Below are 15,747 nucleotides of genomic sequence, written 5' to 3'. Positions count from 1 at the left end.
AACTGCCGAAATGGCGTTTACATTAAGGCAGTTACAGTATTTCGTTGCAGTTGCGGAGCAAGGGTCGATCACCCGTGCGGCGCAAAAATTGTCAATTTCGCAGTCTTCTGTCACGGAGGCGATCAAGGAGCTGGAAACCGACCTGAATGTCGAGCTTTTCGAGCGCCATCCCCGCGGCCTGACGGTGACACATAACGGCCATCAGTTTCTGCGCCACGCCACCAAGATTCTGACCGGCGTTTCGGATGCCCGCCGCTCTTTCGTCGATCAGCGCATTCAGGAAAAGGGCAAGCTCAATCTTGGCGTAACATCGCTGGTCGCTGGCTACGTCCTGTCCGACCTGCTCGCCCGCTATCGCCGCGCCTTTCCGGGCGTCGAAATCAGCGCCATCGAAGACAATGGTTCCTATCTGGAACATCTGCTTGTCGGCGGTGAGCTGGACGTGGCGGTGATGGTGATTTCAAACCTGCGTGACCGCATGGCGCTACATGCGGAAATTCTCGAAACCTCGCCCTATCGGTTGTGGCTGCCGCTCGGGCACGAGCTCGTCTCCATCGACAGCATTTCAGTCAGTGATATCGCGAAGGAACCGCTGATCATGCTGACGGTTGACGAAATCGAGGAAAATACCGGCAAACTTCTGGCCGCCCTCGGTGCCCGTCCGCATGTGGCTTTCCGCACGCGATCGGTGGAAGCCGTGCGCAGTTTGGTGGCCACGGGCGCGGGCATAGCCCTCCTCCCCGATCTCGTCTATCGCCCCTGGTCGCTGGAAGGCGACCGGATCGAAAGCCGCGATGTTTCGGGATCGCTGCCCGTCGTGCAGATTGGTATGGCATGGCGAAAAGGATCGAGCCTGCCGCAATCCGCACGTGACTTCATCGGCATTGCCGAGGCTGCGCGTTCTGGCCGACTGCGTTAGCACACCAGCTCCGATATCGGAAAAATCGATACCAGCTTTCCGATAAATGAATTTGCGAAAGGCAGGGTTTAAGCACACCATCTGCTCCGGGAACAAAATCACTGAATGTGAATAAAACGGGAGTGGTCGATGAGAAAATTTCTGCAATCCTGTACCGCTTTAATGGCTGTTGCGAGCTTTGCCACGCAGGCCATTGCCGCCGAACCGCTGAAAGCAATTGGCGAAGGTGAAGGCGCGCTGAGCATCGTGGCCTGGGCGGGCTATATCGAACGTGGCGAAACCGACAAGAACTACGACTGGGTCACCGATTTCGAAAAGGAAACCGGCTGCAAGGTCAGTGTGAAGACTGCCGCCACCTCCGACGAAATGGTGGCGCTGATGAATGAAGGCGGCTTTGATCTCGTCACCGCTTCCGGTGACGCCTCGTTACGCCTCGTGGCTGGCAAACGCGTGCAGCCGATCAATACGGACCTCATCCCAAGCTGGAAAACGGTGGACGAACGGCTGCAAAATGCGCCTTGGTTCACCGTCAAAGGCGTGCATTACGGGGTGCCCTATCTCTGGGGTCCGAATGTGCTGATGTACAACACCGATGTCTTCAAGGGCGAAGCGCCGAAGAGCTGGAACGTGGTGTTCGAAGAACAGACCCTGCCGGACGGCAAGTCCAACAAGGGCCGCGTACAGGCCTATGACGGGCCGATCTATATCGCCGACGCCGCGCTTTATCTCATGAAGCACAAGCCGGAACTCGGCATCAAGAACCCGTACGAACTCAACGAAGACCAGTATAAGGCAGCGCTCGATCTCCTGCGCGGGCAGCGCAAGCTCGTCAGCCGTTATTGGCATGACGCGATGATCCAGATCGATGACTTCAAGAATGAGGGCGTCGTGGCTTCCGGTTCATGGCCGTTTCAGGTCAATCTCCTGAAGTCGGAAAATGCCAAGGTCGGCTCGACCTTCCCGGAAGAAGGCGCAACCGGTTGGGCCGATACCACCATGCTCCACGTGGATAGCGAGCACCCCAATTGCGCCTATAAGTGGTTCGAGCACTCGTTAAAACCAAAGGTTCAGGGCGACGCCGCCGCATGGTTCGGTGCCGTACCGTCCGTTCCAGCAGCCTGTAAGGGCAATGCGCTTCTGACCGACGAAGGCTGCGCGACCAACGGCTTCGATAATTTTGCCAAGATCAGCTTCTGGCGCACACCGACGGCCAAATGCGAAAGCCAGGGCGAATGCGTCCCCTACCATCGCTGGGTGTCGGATTATATCGGCGTCATTGGCGGTCGCTGACATCGACCATCACAATTACAAACATTGCCCTTCCTTCAGCTGAAGGAAGGGAACGGACAGACGCGCCCGCCAACGGAGGCTGGCGTTCTCGATGATGGGTAGAGCCATGACAGCAGCAGTTCGTTTTGAAAATGTGAGCCGGCACTTCGGCGAAGTCCGGGCCGTCGATCACGTCAACCTGACCATCGCGCCCGGCGAGTTCTTTGCCATGCTCGGCCCTTCCGGTTCCGGCAAGACGACCTGCCTACGGTTGATCGCGGGCTTCGAACAGCCGACCAACGGAACAATAGAGATTTTTGGCGAAAGCGCCGGTGGCGTGCCGCCCTATCGGCGCAACGTCAACACGGTTTTTCAGGATTATGCGCTGTTTCCGCATCTTAGCATTCTGGACAATGTGGCCTATGGGCTGATGGTGCGGGGTGCCGGAAAGGCTGAACGCCACCGCGCCGCCGAGGAAATGCTCGAACTGGTCAAGCTGCCCGGCTATGGCGCCCGCAAGCCAAGCCAGCTTTCCGGCGGGCAGCGGCAGCGCGTCGCGCTGGCGCGCGCCCTCGTCAACAAGCCGAAAGTGCTACTTCTCGATGAGCCGCTCGGCGCGCTTGACCTCAAACTGCGCGAACAGATGCAGGAAGAGCTCAAGAGCCTGCAAAAGGCGCTCGGCATCACCTTCGTCTTCGTGACCCACGATCAGGGCGAAGCACTGTCCATGGCGGACCGCATCGCAGTCTTCAACAATGGCCGCATCGTTCAGGCCGGAACACCGCAGGAAATCTATAATCGTCCCCAGACCCGTTTCGTTGCGGATTTTGTCGGCTCTTCCAATGTCGTCGCACCGGAAATCATGGCCGCATTTGGCGGCGAGCGCCGCTGGGCCAGCCTCCGGCCGGAATCCATTCGCCTTGCAGATAAAGGCGACAAGGTCGGCGTTGCAGCGCGGATCGAAACCGCCAGCTTTCTCGGCTCCGCCACACGTCTCGGGGTTGAAGCCGAAGGTGCCAGATTGCATGTCATGCTGCCCGCAGGTGCAAGTGTTCCCGAGACGGGATCGGATATCCGCATCGTCTGGAATCCGGGTGACGTTCATTACATGGATCAGGCAGCATGAGCGGCGCGCAGGCTTCCACACTCGGAAACTCCGGAGCAAATTCCGGGGCCAATCCGACCTCCATCCTGCCGCAGCACGGCGGGATACTTGGTCGTCTCTCCGACCTTTTCTGGCGTCGTCCGGGGATGCTGCTGTTTCTCATGCTCACGCCGCCGCTTCTGTGGCTGGGCATTATCTATATCGGTTCGCTGATCGCGCTGCTCTTGCAGAGCTTCTTCTCGGTCGACGATTTTTCCGGGCTGATCGACTATAATTTCACGCTCGCGACCTATGCGCAGCTTTTAAATTCCGCCAATCTCGACATCATCATCCGCACCGTATCAATGGCCGCACTGGTGACGGTTGCGTCTGCTTTCGTCGCCTTTCCCATCGCCTATTATGCCGCCCGCTATGCCCGTGGCCGCTGGAAAGCACTGTTCTATCTCGGCATCATGCTGCCGCTCTGGTCGAGCTATCTGGTTAAGGTCTATGCGTGGAAGCTGATCCTTGCCAAGGAAGGCATCCTGACCTGGATATTCGCGAAACTGCACCTGTCCTGGCTGCTCGACGGCATCCTGTCTCTGCCGGTCATCGGCGGCAATTCACTGTCGGTCAGTTATCTCGGCACCTTCATCGTCTTTGTCTATATCTGGCTGCCCTATATGATCCTGCCGACACAGGCGGCGCTGGAGCGTGTGCCGGGCAATCTGGTGGAAGCCTCGTCCGACCTCGGAGCAACGCCTGCGCAAACCTTCCGAACCGTGCTGATGCCGCTCGCCATGCCGGGTATCATCGCGGGGTCGATCTTCACCTTTTCGCTGACACTCGGCGATTACATCATTCCGCAGATCATCGGCTCGTCGCGCCTGTTCATCGGACAAGCCGTCTATACCCAGCAGGGAACGGCAGGCAATGTGCCGCTCGCTGCTGCCTTCTCCGTCGTGCCGATCGTCATCATGGCCATCTATCTTTGGATCGCCAAGAAACAGGGGGCTTTCGATGCGCTCTGATCGCAACAACCGCGCTTCCTTCGGATTGAAGCTTGCTGCCGGACTGGGCCTCGCCTTCCTGCATCTGCCGATCCTGCTGATCTTCGTCTATGCCTTCACGACGGAAGAGAAAAGCTATCAATGGCCGCCGCCGGGCTTCACACTGCAATGGTTCGCCGTGACATGGAACCGTGCCGATGTGTGGTCGTCGCTTGCGCTTTCCGTGCAGGTGGCCACGATTGCGACCCTGATTGCGCTCGTGCTTGGTACGCTCTGCGCCGCTGCCGTCAGCCGAACCCACTTCTTCGGACGCGAGAGCATTTCGCTGCTGGTCATCCTGCCCATCGCGCTGCCCGGCGTTGTCACCGGCATTGCCTTGCGCTCGGCCTTCTCGCTGTTCGACATTCCGTTTTCGATGTGGACCATTGTGCTTGGTCACGCCACCTTCTGCGTGGTGGTCGTCTACAACAATGCCGTGGCCCGCTTTCGACGCACTTCCGGTTCGCTGATCGAAGCCTCAATGGATCTTGGCGCAAACGGGTTCCAGACCTTCCGCTATGTGATCCTGCCGAATATCGGAACGGCCTTGCTCGCAGGCGGCATGCTCGCCTTTGCACTGTCTTTCGACGAAGTGATCGTCACCACATTTACCGGCGGCCAGCAGATGACCCTGCCAATCTGGATGCTTCAGGAACTGATCCGGCCACGACAGCGCCCCGTCACCAATGTGGTGGCCATGGTGGTGGTTCTGGTGACCTTCCTGCCCATCCTCGCCGCCTACTATCTCACCCGCGATGGCGATCAGGTCGCCGGTGACGGGAAATGACACAAGGGAGAACGATATGAACACCGAAATGCTGATTGGCTCGCGCTTTGAAGCTGGCACGGAAACCGAGGAAAACGTCCTCAATCCCAAGACCGGCGAGACCGTTCTCAAACTGCCGGAAGCCTCGCTGGCGCAGGTCGATGCCGCAGTCAGCGCCGCCGACAAGGCGTTCAAAAGCTGGTCGCGCACCACGCCCGGCGAACGTTCCAACTACCTTCTCAAGATTGCCGATGCGATTGAGCGCGATGCGGAGGCCTTTGCCACACTGGAAGCGCTTAATTGCGGCAAACCGATCAACGCCGTCATCAATGACGAGATTCCGGCCATTGTCGATTGTTACCGCTTCTTTGCAGGCGCGGTGCGCAATCTCCACGGACCGATTGCCGCCGAATATTTGCCGAACCACACGTCTATGATCCGCCGCGATCCGGTCGGCATCATCGGCTCCATCGCCCCGTGGAACTATCCGCTGATGATGATGGCGTGGAAACTGGCGCCAGCCATTGCGGGCGGTAATACGGTTGTCTTCAAACCATCCGAACAGACTCCGCTGACCGCGCTGAAAATGGCCAGGCTACTGGCGGATATTCTGCCGGAGGGTGTCGTCAATATCGTGTTGGGACGTGGTGAAACGGTCGGCAACGCGCTGATCAATCATCCGCGTGTCGATATGGTGTCGATCACTGGGGACGTCGCAACCGGCAAGAAGGTCTTGCAGGCGGCAGCCAAGAGCGTGAAGCGCACCCATCTGGAACTTGGCGGCAAGGCGCCGGTCATCGTCTTTGACGATGCGGATGTGGAAGCTGTCGTCAACGGCATTCGCACCTTCGGCTATTACAATGCCGGTCAGGACTGCACCGCCGCCTGCCGCATCTATGCCGATGCGCGCATCTATGATCGTTTCGTCGCTGACTTGTCATCCGCCGTTTCCAGCATCCGCTACAATCTGGAAGATGACAGCCAGAACGAGATCGGACCACTCATTTCCCGCCGTCAGCGGGATCGTGTCGAGAGTTTTGTCGCCCGCGCCCGCGAGCATAAGCATATCGAGGTGACGACCGGCGGCAAGACATCGGGCGCCAACGGCTTCTTCTTCGAGCCGACCGTGATTGCCGGAGCAACGCAGGATGATGAAATCGTGCGCCGCGAAGTCTTCGGTCCGGTTGTTTCGGTCACGCGCTTCAGCGATGTCGATGAAGCCGTGCAATGGGCGAACGACAGCGATTATGGTCTTGCCTCGTCGGTGTGGACCAAAGATGTCAGCAAGGGCATGCAGACTGCAGCCCGCCTGCAATATGGCTGCACCTGGATCAACACCCATTTCATGCTGACCAATGAAATGCCGCATGGCGGGTTGAAACAATCCGGCTATGGCAAGGACATGTCGATCTATGCGCTTGAGGACTATACTGCCGTGCGCCATGTCATGATCGCGCATTGAGCGATCACAGATAGAGCGAACGAAACGGCTTGGACGGCGGCAGATTTGCCGCCATTTCCATTTGATCTCAAGGCCTTATCTTTTAATAGCCAGCTAAATTAGCTTGAGCATCGGGACGACTTGGCCTATTCGGTTCTCAAATTCAATCTCAGGGCGAGCGGGATTTTGAGAATTGACACGCATTAACTGCATTCCCCCAGCGGAGCTGACCGGGCCGCATCTTATTGCGGAATACCGGGAATTGCCGCGTGTTTTCGCCCTTGTGAAAGCAGCGATCCAGCGCGGCGAAACCACCACGGATCGGAGAAATCCGCCCGCCTACACGCTTGGAACCGGGCATGTCCGGTTTTTCTATACGCGCCTCGGCTATCTGGCGAAGCGTCAGGCCTCGCTTGTGGCCGAAATGCAGGCCAGAGGTTACGCGCCCCAGTTCACCGCAACCCATGAATTGCTGATCGGCATCCCGCCTGAATGGTGTTGCGACTGGGAACCTTCCGACGAAGCAATGGCGATCAACAGAGCCCGTATTGCCGAACGTCTGCGGAAATAGGCCCGGCAGGACGCCAGCACATAAACAACCATACCTAGAAGCAACCCGGAAATACAATTGATTACCGTAGGTTGAAGCTGAGTTTAAATAAAACAAGGATACTTATGTAATTTTCAAATTATTCAATAGATTGTATATTTCTAAACAATAATACTATATTCTGGAAAGTACGGATAAAATTTGATATGATTAAGCAGCAACATCCCCCATGCTGAGACATACCGCATGACAGAGAAAAAAGCGGCGCCGGAAAAGAAGCACGCTCTGGACCAGCAGACATCGTCTTTTACCGACGCTGTTGAAGAGATTGCGCGGAAGCTGCAAAAGCCCTTGCAGCCCGATCTTGAAGACGACTTCATTCGCTATGCGCTCGACAGCGCTGCGATTGTCGCTCACACGGATGTGCGCGGCACCATCACCTATGTCAATCGTAAGTTCTGTGAGATCAGCGGCTATACGGCGCGCGAACTGATCGGCGCGAACCACCGCATCCTGCATTCGGGCGTCCACAGCAAGGACTTCTTTCGCGACATGTATCGCGAGATCGCCCATGGCAAAATCTGGCACGGCGAAATCTGCAATCGGCGCAAGGACGGCTCGCATTACTGGGTCGATACCACCATCGTCCCGCATTTGTCACCTGCTGGAAAGGTGGATAGCTACACGGCCATCCGCTTCGATATTTCCGACCGCAAGAAACTTGAAAGCGCCTTGCGGACCAGCAAGGAACATCTCGACCGGCTGGCCAATCTCGACCCGCTGACCGGACTACCGAACCGCCGCCGTTTTCAGGAATATCTGGAAATGCAGGTGCAGGACCACGAAAGGTCCAACGGCATATTCCATCTGGCGCTGCTCGATGTGGACTCCTTCAAGGAGGTCAATGACACGTTCGGGCATCACGCAGGCGATGTTCTGCTCCAGAATATCGGCAAGCGTCTGCGGTCCTTCGAGGACAGTCAGTTGTTCATGTCGCGCATGGGCGGCGACGAGTTCAGCCTCATTCTCGTCGGCGCGACGGACTGCGAAGCCGATGAGCTTTTCGAAGAAATTCTCGAAGCCATTCGTCAGCCCATGGTGATTGGCACGACTCCACGGCGCATATCGTCCAGCCTCGGCATTGCGCGCTTTCCGCGCGATGGCAAGGATGTCGGCAATCTGTTCAAGGCGGCAGATCTCGCGCTCTACAAAGCCAAGGCTCTGGGCCGGGACCGCGTGGAAGTGTTCCAGCCGCAGCTGCGTGAAGTCGCCCGCCGCAAATCCGCGCTCTATGAAGAGATCGAGGGTGGGCTGGAACATCGCGAATTCGAACTGCATTATCAGCCGATCATTCCGCTGCTTTCCGGTCAGGCAATTTCGTTGGAAGCGCTGATGCGCTGGCGTCATCCCGAACGGGGATTGCTGACGCCTGCCTATTTCGGCGAAGGCTTTGAAGACCCGGCCATACGGGCGGCGCTCGGCATGTTCATGCTGGAGCGGATTTTTGCGGATGCTCAATCGCTGCGTCAGGCGGAAGCGCCCTTGCATCGCATTGCGATGAACCTGACCAATTCCGATTTCCGCTCGGATATCTTTCTCGACCGCTTCTTTGAATTATGCGCCGAAACCGGTATCGGACCGGACAGTTTCAGCGCGGAGATGACGGAAGGCATGTTGCTCGGCCTTGCGCAAAAGCGCGTCGAACAGGGTCTCAAACGGCTTCACATGGCAGGCGTGGAAGTCGCCCTTGATGATTTTGGAACCGGCTTCGCCTCGCTCACGCATTTGCGCCGCCTGCCGATTGATCGCCTTAAGATCGACCGCAGCTTTGTGGCCAATATCGCGGCTTCACCGGAAGATCGGGCCATCGTGCGCGGCGTCATTCAGATCGCCCATAGTCTCGGCAAAACGGTGACCGCCGAAGGCGTCGAAACCATCGAACAGATCGACCTTTTGAGCGACATGAAATGCGATCATTTGCAGGGCTGGTATTTCAGCCCCGCCTGTGAGGTGCGCGAGTTGCCGGAGGTTCTGGCCATGATGCCCAAACTGGACGCCGAAAAGCTGCATTAAACCGCCCGCACCTTCCAAGGAGATAGGCCGATGCGCACCGGCATTGTTGCCGTTTTGACATAGTTCGCTTCTTTCTGTCATCGAATGCCCTTGACAACGTTTACCAGGGCGCGACTCGTGCTATTAATTCTGCATCTCGCCATTGGGGGCTTTGGCGGAGATTCACCGCCCTAGCGCGTTTATTCGCGGCTGGGGCGGTTTCGTTTTGGGACGCGTTTTAACGCCTTGCAAAATACGCATATCTCGGTTGCAGGATCGGTTGTTGTAAGGCCCGGCTCACGGCTCTATTTTGCAGTTGTTCGGTTTTACTCCTCCTCCCAAAAACCGAACCTGAAGCGCGATACTCCTCCTCCCAATCGCGCTTTACCAATCCGCCCGCAGCAACTCTCCTCCTCCCAAATTGCTGCGGGCGTTTTGCTATCCAGATTTCCCTTAAAAAGATAAATCCTTGATGCGGACCGTTCAGCCTGCGATCTTTCCCCCTGTCATGGGTGCAGGTACGCCTGTTGTGCTTGGAAAGCTGATCGGCAAGCCACGCAAGGCGCGCACGGCGAGAAACGCGAAGCACTCAGCCTCAACCGCATCGCCCCGCCAACCTAAGGTCTCGACCGGCACAAGCTCGACGCCAGCACGCTCGACCAGCATACGCATCATCGTCGGGTTGTGACGCCCGCCACCGGAGACCGCCAGCCGGTTCGGGCGCTGTGGCAGAATATCGAGCGCCTTTGCCACCGCCGATGTGGTGAAAGCGGTGAGCGTTGCAGCCCCGTCTTCATCGCTGAGGCCATCAGCCATAGCAGCTGTAAAGTCAAAGCGGTCCAGCGATTTCGGAAAAGGCGCGGTCATATAAGGATGTTCAAGCAGTTTGGCGAGGCGCGCTTCGTCAACCTTGCCATGCGCCGCCAGCGCGCCGTCGCGGTCCATCTCGCCCAAACCACGCGCTTTCATGAAATCATTGATCGGCGCATTGGCCGGGCCGGTATCGAAGGCGACCAGCGTGTCGCCGCCATCCCACCATGTAATATTGCCGACACCGCCGAGATTGAGAATTGCCGTATCGCCGCTGGCATCGGCACTGCGCAGCAAAGCCGCGTGATAGATCGCAGCCAGCGGCGCACCCTGTCCGCCTGCACGAATATCGGCGGTGCGGAAATCGTAGACAACCTTGGTGCCAAGCAAGTCTCTCATCAGCGCACCGTCGCCAAGCTGGCGCGTATCGCCAAGCCGTCCGGGCTGTGGCGCACGATGCAGCACGGTCTGGCCATGAAAACCGACAACGCCGATATCGGCCATAATCAGCCCGCTTTCTTCAACCAGCGTGCGCACGGCAGCCGATTGCGCTCGGGTCAGGGCATCTTCCGCCTCGGCAAAAATCGCCGGTTCCGGGCCTTCAAAATTCCAAACGCGGGCTTCGGCCTGCGCCTGCTGCAACAGTTCCAGAATACCGTCCGGATAAGGCTTCAGCGCATAGGTGCCGAATATATCGACCGTCTCGCCATCCGTTTTCAAAAGCGCGACGTCGATATTTCCATCGAGAACGGTGCCGGTCATCAGACCCACGGCCCAGATTGGCTGCATAGAATTCTCCAGACTCTCACATTACCGAGAGTCTGATTATTAAAGGAGTTCGCCGTTCAATGGAAATGGTCAGGCGCTGACACGCATCCCCTTTTCCGGCTCAAAGACGTGGCTCGTTGCCGGATCAATGGCGATTGGTAGCACATCGCCTGGACGCACGGTCAAACGCTCACGGAACAGGCAGGTGATCGGCTGCGTGCCGAGCTTGCCCATGACCATGATTTCCGAACCGGTCGGCTCGACAATTTCCGCCGTAACCGGAACGCCGCCTTCGGCGATCTTCATATGCTCGGGACGCACGCCATAGACAGCCTTGGCCGAAAGGCTCGCATAATCACCCTGCGGCAGTGACATACGGAAGCCGCCATCGGCCACGAACGAACCTTCCTCGATCTTGCCATTGATGAAATTCATCGACGGCGAGCCGATGAAGCCCGCAACGAACATATTGGCCGGGCGGTCGTAGAGATCGAGCGGCGCACCGATCTGCTCGACCAGACCGTCACGCATCACCACAATCTTGTCGGCCATGGTCATGGCTTCGATCTGGTCGTGGGTCACATAGATGGTGGTGGTCTTCAGGCGCTGATGCAGGCCCTTGATCTCGCCGCGCATCTGCACGCGCAGCTTGGCATCAAGGTTGGAGAGCGGTTCGTCGAACAGGAACACCTGCGGATCGCGCACAATGGCGCGGCCCATGGCCACGCGCTGGCGCTGACCTCCGGAAAGCTGGCGCGGAAAGCGGTCGAGCAGCTTGTTGAGGCCGAGAATTTCGGCTGCACGCGCAACGCGGTTGTCGCGCTCTTCCTTGGGCGCGTTCTTGAGCATGAGCGCGAAGCCCATATTGTCGGCAACCGTCATATGCGGATAAAGCGCATAGTTCTGGAATACCATGGCGATGTCGCGTTCCTTGGCGCGCAGGTCGTTGACCACGCGCGGACCGATGGCGATTTCACCGTCGCTGATTTCCTCAAGCCCGGCGATCATACGCAGAAGCGTGGACTTTCCACAGCCCGAAGGGCCGACGAGCACGACGAACTCGCCGTCCTCGATGCTGACCGACACGCCGTGCAGAACGCCGACATTGCCATATTTCTTGACTGCATTACGGATGGATACAGATGCCATCTTGAACCTCAACTCTTATTTGACGGCGCCTGCGGTTAGACCTGCAACGATCTGGCGCTGTGCGAAGACGGTAAGCAACAGAACAGGCAGAGTGACCACAAGTGCTGCGGCAGCAAGCGGCCCCCAGCTCACCTGTTCGAAGGAAAGCATGTTATAGACAGCGACCGGCAGCGTGCGCGTTTCGCGGCTTGCGAGCACGATCCCGAACACGAAATTGTTCCAGGAGAAGATCACTGCAAGAATAAGCGACACCACGATGCCGGGCTTGGCAATGGGCAGCGCTACTTTGAGAAACACCTGCAACGAGGACGCGCCGTCGATTATCGCCGCCTCTTCCAGTTCCATCGGCGTCGTTTCGAAATAACCGATCATGATCCAGATCACGATTGGGACGGTGACGACCAGATGGATGATGATCTGCGGCCAGAGCGTGCCAAGCAGACCCAGTGTTTGGAACAGAAGGAACAGCGGGATCAGATAGGACAGACCCGGCGTCATGCGGGCGATCATGATGACAATCGCCGATTTATGCGCCTTGAGTCGCGCGATGCCGTAGCCCGCTGGAACCCCGACCAGAAGGGCGAGCAGTGTCGCCATGCCGGTCACCAGAAGGCTGTTCCAGAAATAGAGCAGAAAATCATTGGCTTCGAAAATCTGCGTATAGTTCGACCAGGCGAAACGTTCCGGGATCAGGATCGGCGGATAGGCACCGTTGTCGATTTCGTATTTGAGCGAAAGCGACAGCATCCAGATGAAAAAGAAAAGCGCCGGCGAAACGATAACGAAAACAAGAAGCGCAGTGCCGAGCTTCGACAGAATTGACTTGCGTGCCATGAGCCGGTCCTCAAGCGTTCCATTTGGTCCGCTGGCGAAGCGCCAGCAGGATCATGGACATGGCGATGATCACGATGAAAAACACCACGGCAATCGCCGAAGCATATCCGATGTCGTAATAGGAAAACGCCACGTTATAGAGATAGATATTGATGGTTTCCGATGCCGTGCCGGGGCCGCCCTGCGTCATCGCATAGATGATGTCGAAGCTTTTCAGCGCATCGATCGAGCGGATGATGACGGCCACCATGATGAAAGGCAGGATCATCGGAAGCGTGATGTAACGGAATTTCTGCCAGCCATTTGCGCCGTCGATTTCAGCGCTTTCGAACGGATCGCGCGGCATGGAAGCAAGACCACCCAGCACGATCAGCATGACCAGCGGCGTCCATTGCCAGGTCTCGACCGCAACCAGCGACGGAATGACGGTGTTCTGGTTGAAAATCCATTCCTGCGGACCGATCCCGACCAGCGACAGGAGATAGTTCAGCACACCAAGCTGCGGGTGATACATCATTGTCCAGACCAGCGCGACGGCAACAGGTGTCGCCATCATCGGCATGACGAAGATACCGCGCAACAGGCCCCGCATCGGCAGCTTGCTGTCGAAGATCAGAGCGGCAATCGTGCCCAGCACCATCGGCGCCACCACGGACAGAACCGTATAGACGGCCGTGTGCCACATGGAATCCCAGAAGCGCGCATCGGCTGCCAGACGGATATAATTGTCGAAGCCGACGAAGCTGATGCCTCCGCCGAGCTGCCATTGATTGGCGCTCATCCAGAGGGTGAACAGCCAAGGGAAGACGATCACCGCCCCGACGGTGATCAAGGCGGGAAGCACAAACGGCCAGTAACTCGGTTTCAGATGGCTTTTTCCAGACTTGCTACCGGTTCTGGTTGTGGAAGCCGCCTTTGTGGCGGCCTCCCCATTCATGCTCTTTGTTGCTCCTGTCGGGGCGGCAGATGTCATTTTCCTTCGCTCCGTGCGAGGACCGGACGGAATTCTTCCGTCGCGCGCTTCATTTCAGCTTCTGCTTCGGCACCATTCAGAAGATTGGTGAGGCCAACGCCCATGATGTCGCGGAATTCCGTGACCGGGACGATAACCGGCAGGCAGAGCTGGCTGATTGGTGCGGATTTCGACAGGGCTTCGACCCAGCCTTCCGGCATGGTCACGCCCTTGCGCACTTCCGCATCGTCGATGATCGACTTGCGGAACGGAACGCCCGAACCCGTCTGCAGCAGACGAGCGCCCATTTCTTTCGAAATGGCCCACTGGCAGTAGAGATAGGCGGCTTCCTTCTTGGTCGAAGCTTCGGTCACGCCGATGCCGTCGCCGGTGGTCGGTGCGGCCTGGGCCTTCGGTCCAGCCGGGATGACGCCATAGCCGACCTTGCCGACAACGCGCGACTTGTTCGGATCTTCGAGCGGCGGCGCAAAGCCGATACCGTCGAGCCACATGCCGACCTTGCCTTGCAGGAAGCTCGACTGGCATTCGGCCCAGTTGAAACCGGCAACACCGGGAGGTGCCGCTTTGGTCATCAGGCGCTGATAGAGCTTGGCGGCTTCGATGGCTTCTGCCGAATCCGTCTTCAAATTGCCGTCGGCATCGACCGAGCTTTGGCCATAGCCGAGCATCAGGCTCGTCCAGACCGGAACATTGGCGTTCTTCATGCCGCGGGCCACGAAGCCGTAGGTGTTCGAAGACGGATCGGTCAGCGCTTCCGCAGCCTTCACCAGTTCTTCGAAGGTCTTCGGATATTCGATACCCTTGGCGGCAAACAGGTCCTTGTTCCAGTAGATGATCCAGTAATCGACCGAGAACGGCAATGCGCCGAAGCGGCCATTGGCGTCCTTGGCGAAGGTCAGACCAGCGCTTGCGAAATCGTTTTCCGTCAGCGACGCATCGGTCAGCGTCGGGTCTTTCAGGAACGGGTTGAGATCGGCAAGCCAGCCGCCCTTTTCGAACTGGCGCTTCTGCACGTGATAGCTGATGTGAATGACGTCAAAGCTCGGGCGACCGGAGGTCAGTTCGATGACCGCCTTCTGGCGCTGCTGCTGTTCCGGCATCTGTTCGGAATGAACCTTGATGCCCGTCAGCTCTTCGAATTCCTTCTGATGCTTCTGAAGGATTTCGCCGCGCGGGCTCTTGATGAGATTCACCTCAAGCGTGGTGCCCGCATATTTCTTCCAGTCAACCGTGGAAGCGGCGAAAGACGGGCTGATGCCTGTCACACCGGATGCGGCGATGGCCGCTGAACCCGCCAGAAACTGGCGACGTGTCGGATGAAATAGTTTCATTCTGCTCCTCCCCTATGTTTCAAACCCGGCAACTCCTCTTGCTGGGCCTTTGTTTGATCTAGATGTGTAAAGCCAGCTTCCGCGCATTGTTGATATGAACGGCGATGGCATCCATGGCGATTTGCGGGTCGCGGGTTTCAATCGCCGACAACACCGCGAGATGTTCCTGCATGACCGGAATGACGCGCCCGGTGATCCGGAAACGCTCCTGATTGATCAGGCGCATCTTGATCGTATTCGTCTGGTAAGCGCGCCAGATGATTTCATTGTCGAGCGAGGCCACAATGGTGTCGTGCAGGCTCCAGTCGATATTCTGCGCCCGCTCCTCAAGCTCAGGCGTTTCACCTTCGCTCATGGCGCGGTTCAGCGTGTCTTCATGCTCGGCCCGCAGCGAACGCAGCAATTCATCCGATGCCGACTGGCAGAAAATCGCGACCGACTCCTTCTCGATAAACAGGCGAAACTGGAAAGCCTCACGGATGAGATTGAGATCGATATGGGCGATCTGAAGCCCGCGCTGCGGTACGGTCTTGATCAGGCCTTCCGCTTCAAGGCGCGGGATCAGCTCGCGGATGGCGCCAAGCGGCAGACCTGTCATGGTCACGAGCTGGCGCTGCGAGACGAACTGGCCCGGATGGAAATCGCGCGCCAGCAAATGCTGGGTAAAGCTCTGATAGGCTTTGTCCCGCAACTTCACCGGCTCGTTCTGATCTTCCGCCAAGGCTTTGTCCTCTCCCAACCGCTTTGGTTAT

The 15,747-nt window shown here is 57.8% G+C and carries 14 protein-coding genes; 8 read left to right on the top strand and 6 right to left on the bottom strand.

All coding sequences use genetic code 11. From position 1 onward, the window contains the following. The first annotated feature begins 10 nt into the window (after positions 1-10). The 8 genes from FIC94_RS01220 (at position 11) to FIC94_RS01185 (ending at position 9,151) form a co-directional block, all read left to right on the top strand. Positions 11-919: a LysR family transcriptional regulator gene (locus FIC94_RS01220; protein ID WP_109367654.1), complete on the top strand. Its 909-nt coding sequence runs from the start codon at positions 11-13 to the stop codon at positions 917-919. A 129-nt stretch (positions 920-1,048) separates the two neighbouring features. Further along, positions 1,049-2,209, top strand: a complete 1,161-nt coding sequence (locus FIC94_RS01215; protein WP_140023642.1) for an ABC transporter substrate-binding protein — start codon at positions 1,049-1,051, stop codon at positions 2,207-2,209. A gap of 106 nt (positions 2,210-2,315) precedes the next feature. Then, a complete protein-coding gene (locus FIC94_RS01210) occupies positions 2,316-3,314 on the top strand; it encodes an ABC transporter ATP-binding protein (RefSeq protein ID WP_140023641.1) in 999 nt (332 codons plus the stop codon). After that, positions 3,311-4,303 (top strand): ABC transporter permease, encoded by a 993-nt coding sequence (locus FIC94_RS01205; protein ID WP_140023640.1) that lies wholly within the window; start codon positions 3,311-3,313, stop codon positions 4,301-4,303. The genes FIC94_RS01210 and FIC94_RS01205 overlap by 4 nt, the downstream gene beginning before the upstream one ends. Further along, positions 4,293-5,108 carry an ABC transporter permease gene (locus FIC94_RS01200; RefSeq protein ID WP_140023639.1) on the top strand — a complete coding sequence of 272 codons (816 nt, stop codon included), beginning with the start codon at positions 4,293-4,295 and terminating at the stop codon, positions 5,106-5,108. The genes FIC94_RS01205 and FIC94_RS01200 overlap by 11 nt, the downstream gene beginning before the upstream one ends. A 16-nt stretch (positions 5,109-5,124) precedes the next feature. Beyond that, entirely contained in the window at positions 5,125-6,549 is a 1,425-nt protein-coding gene (locus FIC94_RS01195; protein WP_109367659.1) for a gamma-aminobutyraldehyde dehydrogenase, read from the top strand. Between the two features lie 172 nt (positions 6,550-6,721). Beyond that, positions 6,722-7,099 (top strand): pyrimidine dimer DNA glycosylase/endonuclease V, encoded by a 378-nt coding sequence (locus FIC94_RS01190; RefSeq protein ID WP_140023638.1) that lies wholly within the window; start codon positions 6,722-6,724, stop codon positions 7,097-7,099. A gap of 225 nt (positions 7,100-7,324) precedes the next feature. Further along, positions 7,325-9,151 carry a putative bifunctional diguanylate cyclase/phosphodiesterase gene (locus FIC94_RS01185; RefSeq protein ID WP_140023637.1) on the top strand — a complete coding sequence of 609 codons (1,827 nt, stop codon included), beginning with the start codon at positions 7,325-7,327 and terminating at the stop codon, positions 9,149-9,151. Positions 9,152-9,613: 462 nt separating this feature from the next. Here FIC94_RS01185 and FIC94_RS01175 read toward each other — a convergent pair whose 3' ends face one another. The 6 genes from FIC94_RS01175 to FIC94_RS01150 form a co-directional block, all read right to left on the bottom strand. Then, positions 9,614-10,729, bottom strand: coding sequence for an anhydro-N-acetylmuramic acid kinase (locus tag FIC94_RS01175; protein WP_140023636.1), 1,116 nt, complete (start codon positions 10,727-10,729; stop codon positions 9,614-9,616). 69 nt (positions 10,730-10,798) lie between these two features. Continuing rightward, entirely contained in the window at positions 10,799-11,857 is a 1,059-nt protein-coding gene (locus FIC94_RS01170) for an ABC transporter ATP-binding protein (RefSeq protein ID WP_140023635.1), read from the bottom strand. Between the two features lie 15 nt (positions 11,858-11,872). Next, positions 11,873-12,691 (bottom strand): carbohydrate ABC transporter permease, encoded by an 819-nt coding sequence (locus FIC94_RS01165; protein ID WP_140023634.1) that lies wholly within the window; start codon positions 12,689-12,691, stop codon positions 11,873-11,875. Between the two features lie 10 nt (positions 12,692-12,701). Beyond that, a complete protein-coding gene (locus tag FIC94_RS01160) occupies positions 12,702-13,664 on the bottom strand; it encodes a carbohydrate ABC transporter permease (RefSeq protein ID WP_109367665.1) in 963 nt (320 codons plus the stop codon). Continuing rightward, on the bottom strand, positions 13,661-14,995 hold the full coding sequence (locus FIC94_RS01155) for an ABC transporter substrate-binding protein (protein WP_109367666.1): 1,335 nt from the start codon (positions 14,993-14,995) through the stop codon (positions 13,661-13,663). Before FIC94_RS01155 ends, FIC94_RS01160 begins: the two co-directional genes overlap by 4 nt. Positions 14,996-15,053: 58 nt before the next feature. Then, positions 15,054-15,716: a GntR family transcriptional regulator gene (locus FIC94_RS01150; RefSeq protein WP_140023633.1), complete on the bottom strand. Its 663-nt coding sequence runs from the start codon at positions 15,714-15,716 to the stop codon at positions 15,054-15,056. Positions 15,717-15,747 lie beyond the last annotated feature (31 nt).

It is taken from the genome of Ochrobactrum teleogrylli, assembly GCF_006376685.1.
GTDB lineage: Bacteria > Pseudomonadota > Alphaproteobacteria > Rhizobiales > Rhizobiaceae > Brucella > Brucella teleogrylli.
The sequence above is the reverse complement of the archived record's forward strand: the minus strand, read 5'-3'. Positions and strand labels throughout refer to the sequence as shown.

What these genes read in the sequence shown, in the direction of transcription:
- FIC94_RS01220 (WP_109367654.1), top strand. Translation starts at nt 11, where the DNA reads ATGGCGTTTACATTAAGGCAGTTACAGTATTTCGTTGCAGTTGCGGAG.
- FIC94_RS01215 (WP_140023642.1), top strand. Translation starts at nt 1,049, where the DNA reads ATGAGAAAATTTCTGCAATCCTGTACCGCTTTAATGGCTGTTGCGAGC.
- FIC94_RS01210 (WP_140023641.1), top strand. Translation starts at nt 2,316, where the DNA reads ATGACAGCAGCAGTTCGTTTTGAAAATGTGAGCCGGCACTTCGGCGAA.
- FIC94_RS01205 (WP_140023640.1), top strand. Translation starts at nt 3,311, where the DNA reads ATGAGCGGCGCGCAGGCTTCCACACTCGGAAACTCCGGAGCAAATTCC.
- FIC94_RS01200 (WP_140023639.1), top strand. Translation starts at nt 4,293, where the DNA reads ATGCGCTCTGATCGCAACAACCGCGCTTCCTTCGGATTGAAGCTTGCT.
- FIC94_RS01195 (WP_109367659.1), top strand. Translation starts at nt 5,125, where the DNA reads ATGAACACCGAAATGCTGATTGGCTCGCGCTTTGAAGCTGGCACGGAA.
- FIC94_RS01185 (WP_140023637.1), top strand. Translation starts at nt 7,325, where the DNA reads ATGACAGAGAAAAAAGCGGCGCCGGAAAAGAAGCACGCTCTGGACCAG.
- FIC94_RS01175 (WP_140023636.1), bottom strand. Translation starts at nt 10,729, where the DNA reads ATGCAGCCAATCTGGGCCGTGGGTCTGATGACCGGCACCGTTCTCGAT.
- FIC94_RS01170 (WP_140023635.1), bottom strand. Translation starts at nt 11,857, where the DNA reads ATGGCATCTGTATCCATCCGTAATGCAGTCAAGAAATATGGCAATGTC.
- FIC94_RS01165 (WP_140023634.1), bottom strand. Translation starts at nt 12,691, where the DNA reads ATGGCACGCAAGTCAATTCTGTCGAAGCTCGGCACTGCGCTTCTTGTT.
- FIC94_RS01160 (WP_109367665.1), bottom strand. Translation starts at nt 13,664, where the DNA reads ATGACATCTGCCGCCCCGACAGGAGCAACAAAGAGCATGAATGGGGAG.
- FIC94_RS01155 (WP_109367666.1), bottom strand. Translation starts at nt 14,995, where the DNA reads ATGAAACTATTTCATCCGACACGTCGCCAGTTTCTGGCGGGTTCAGCG.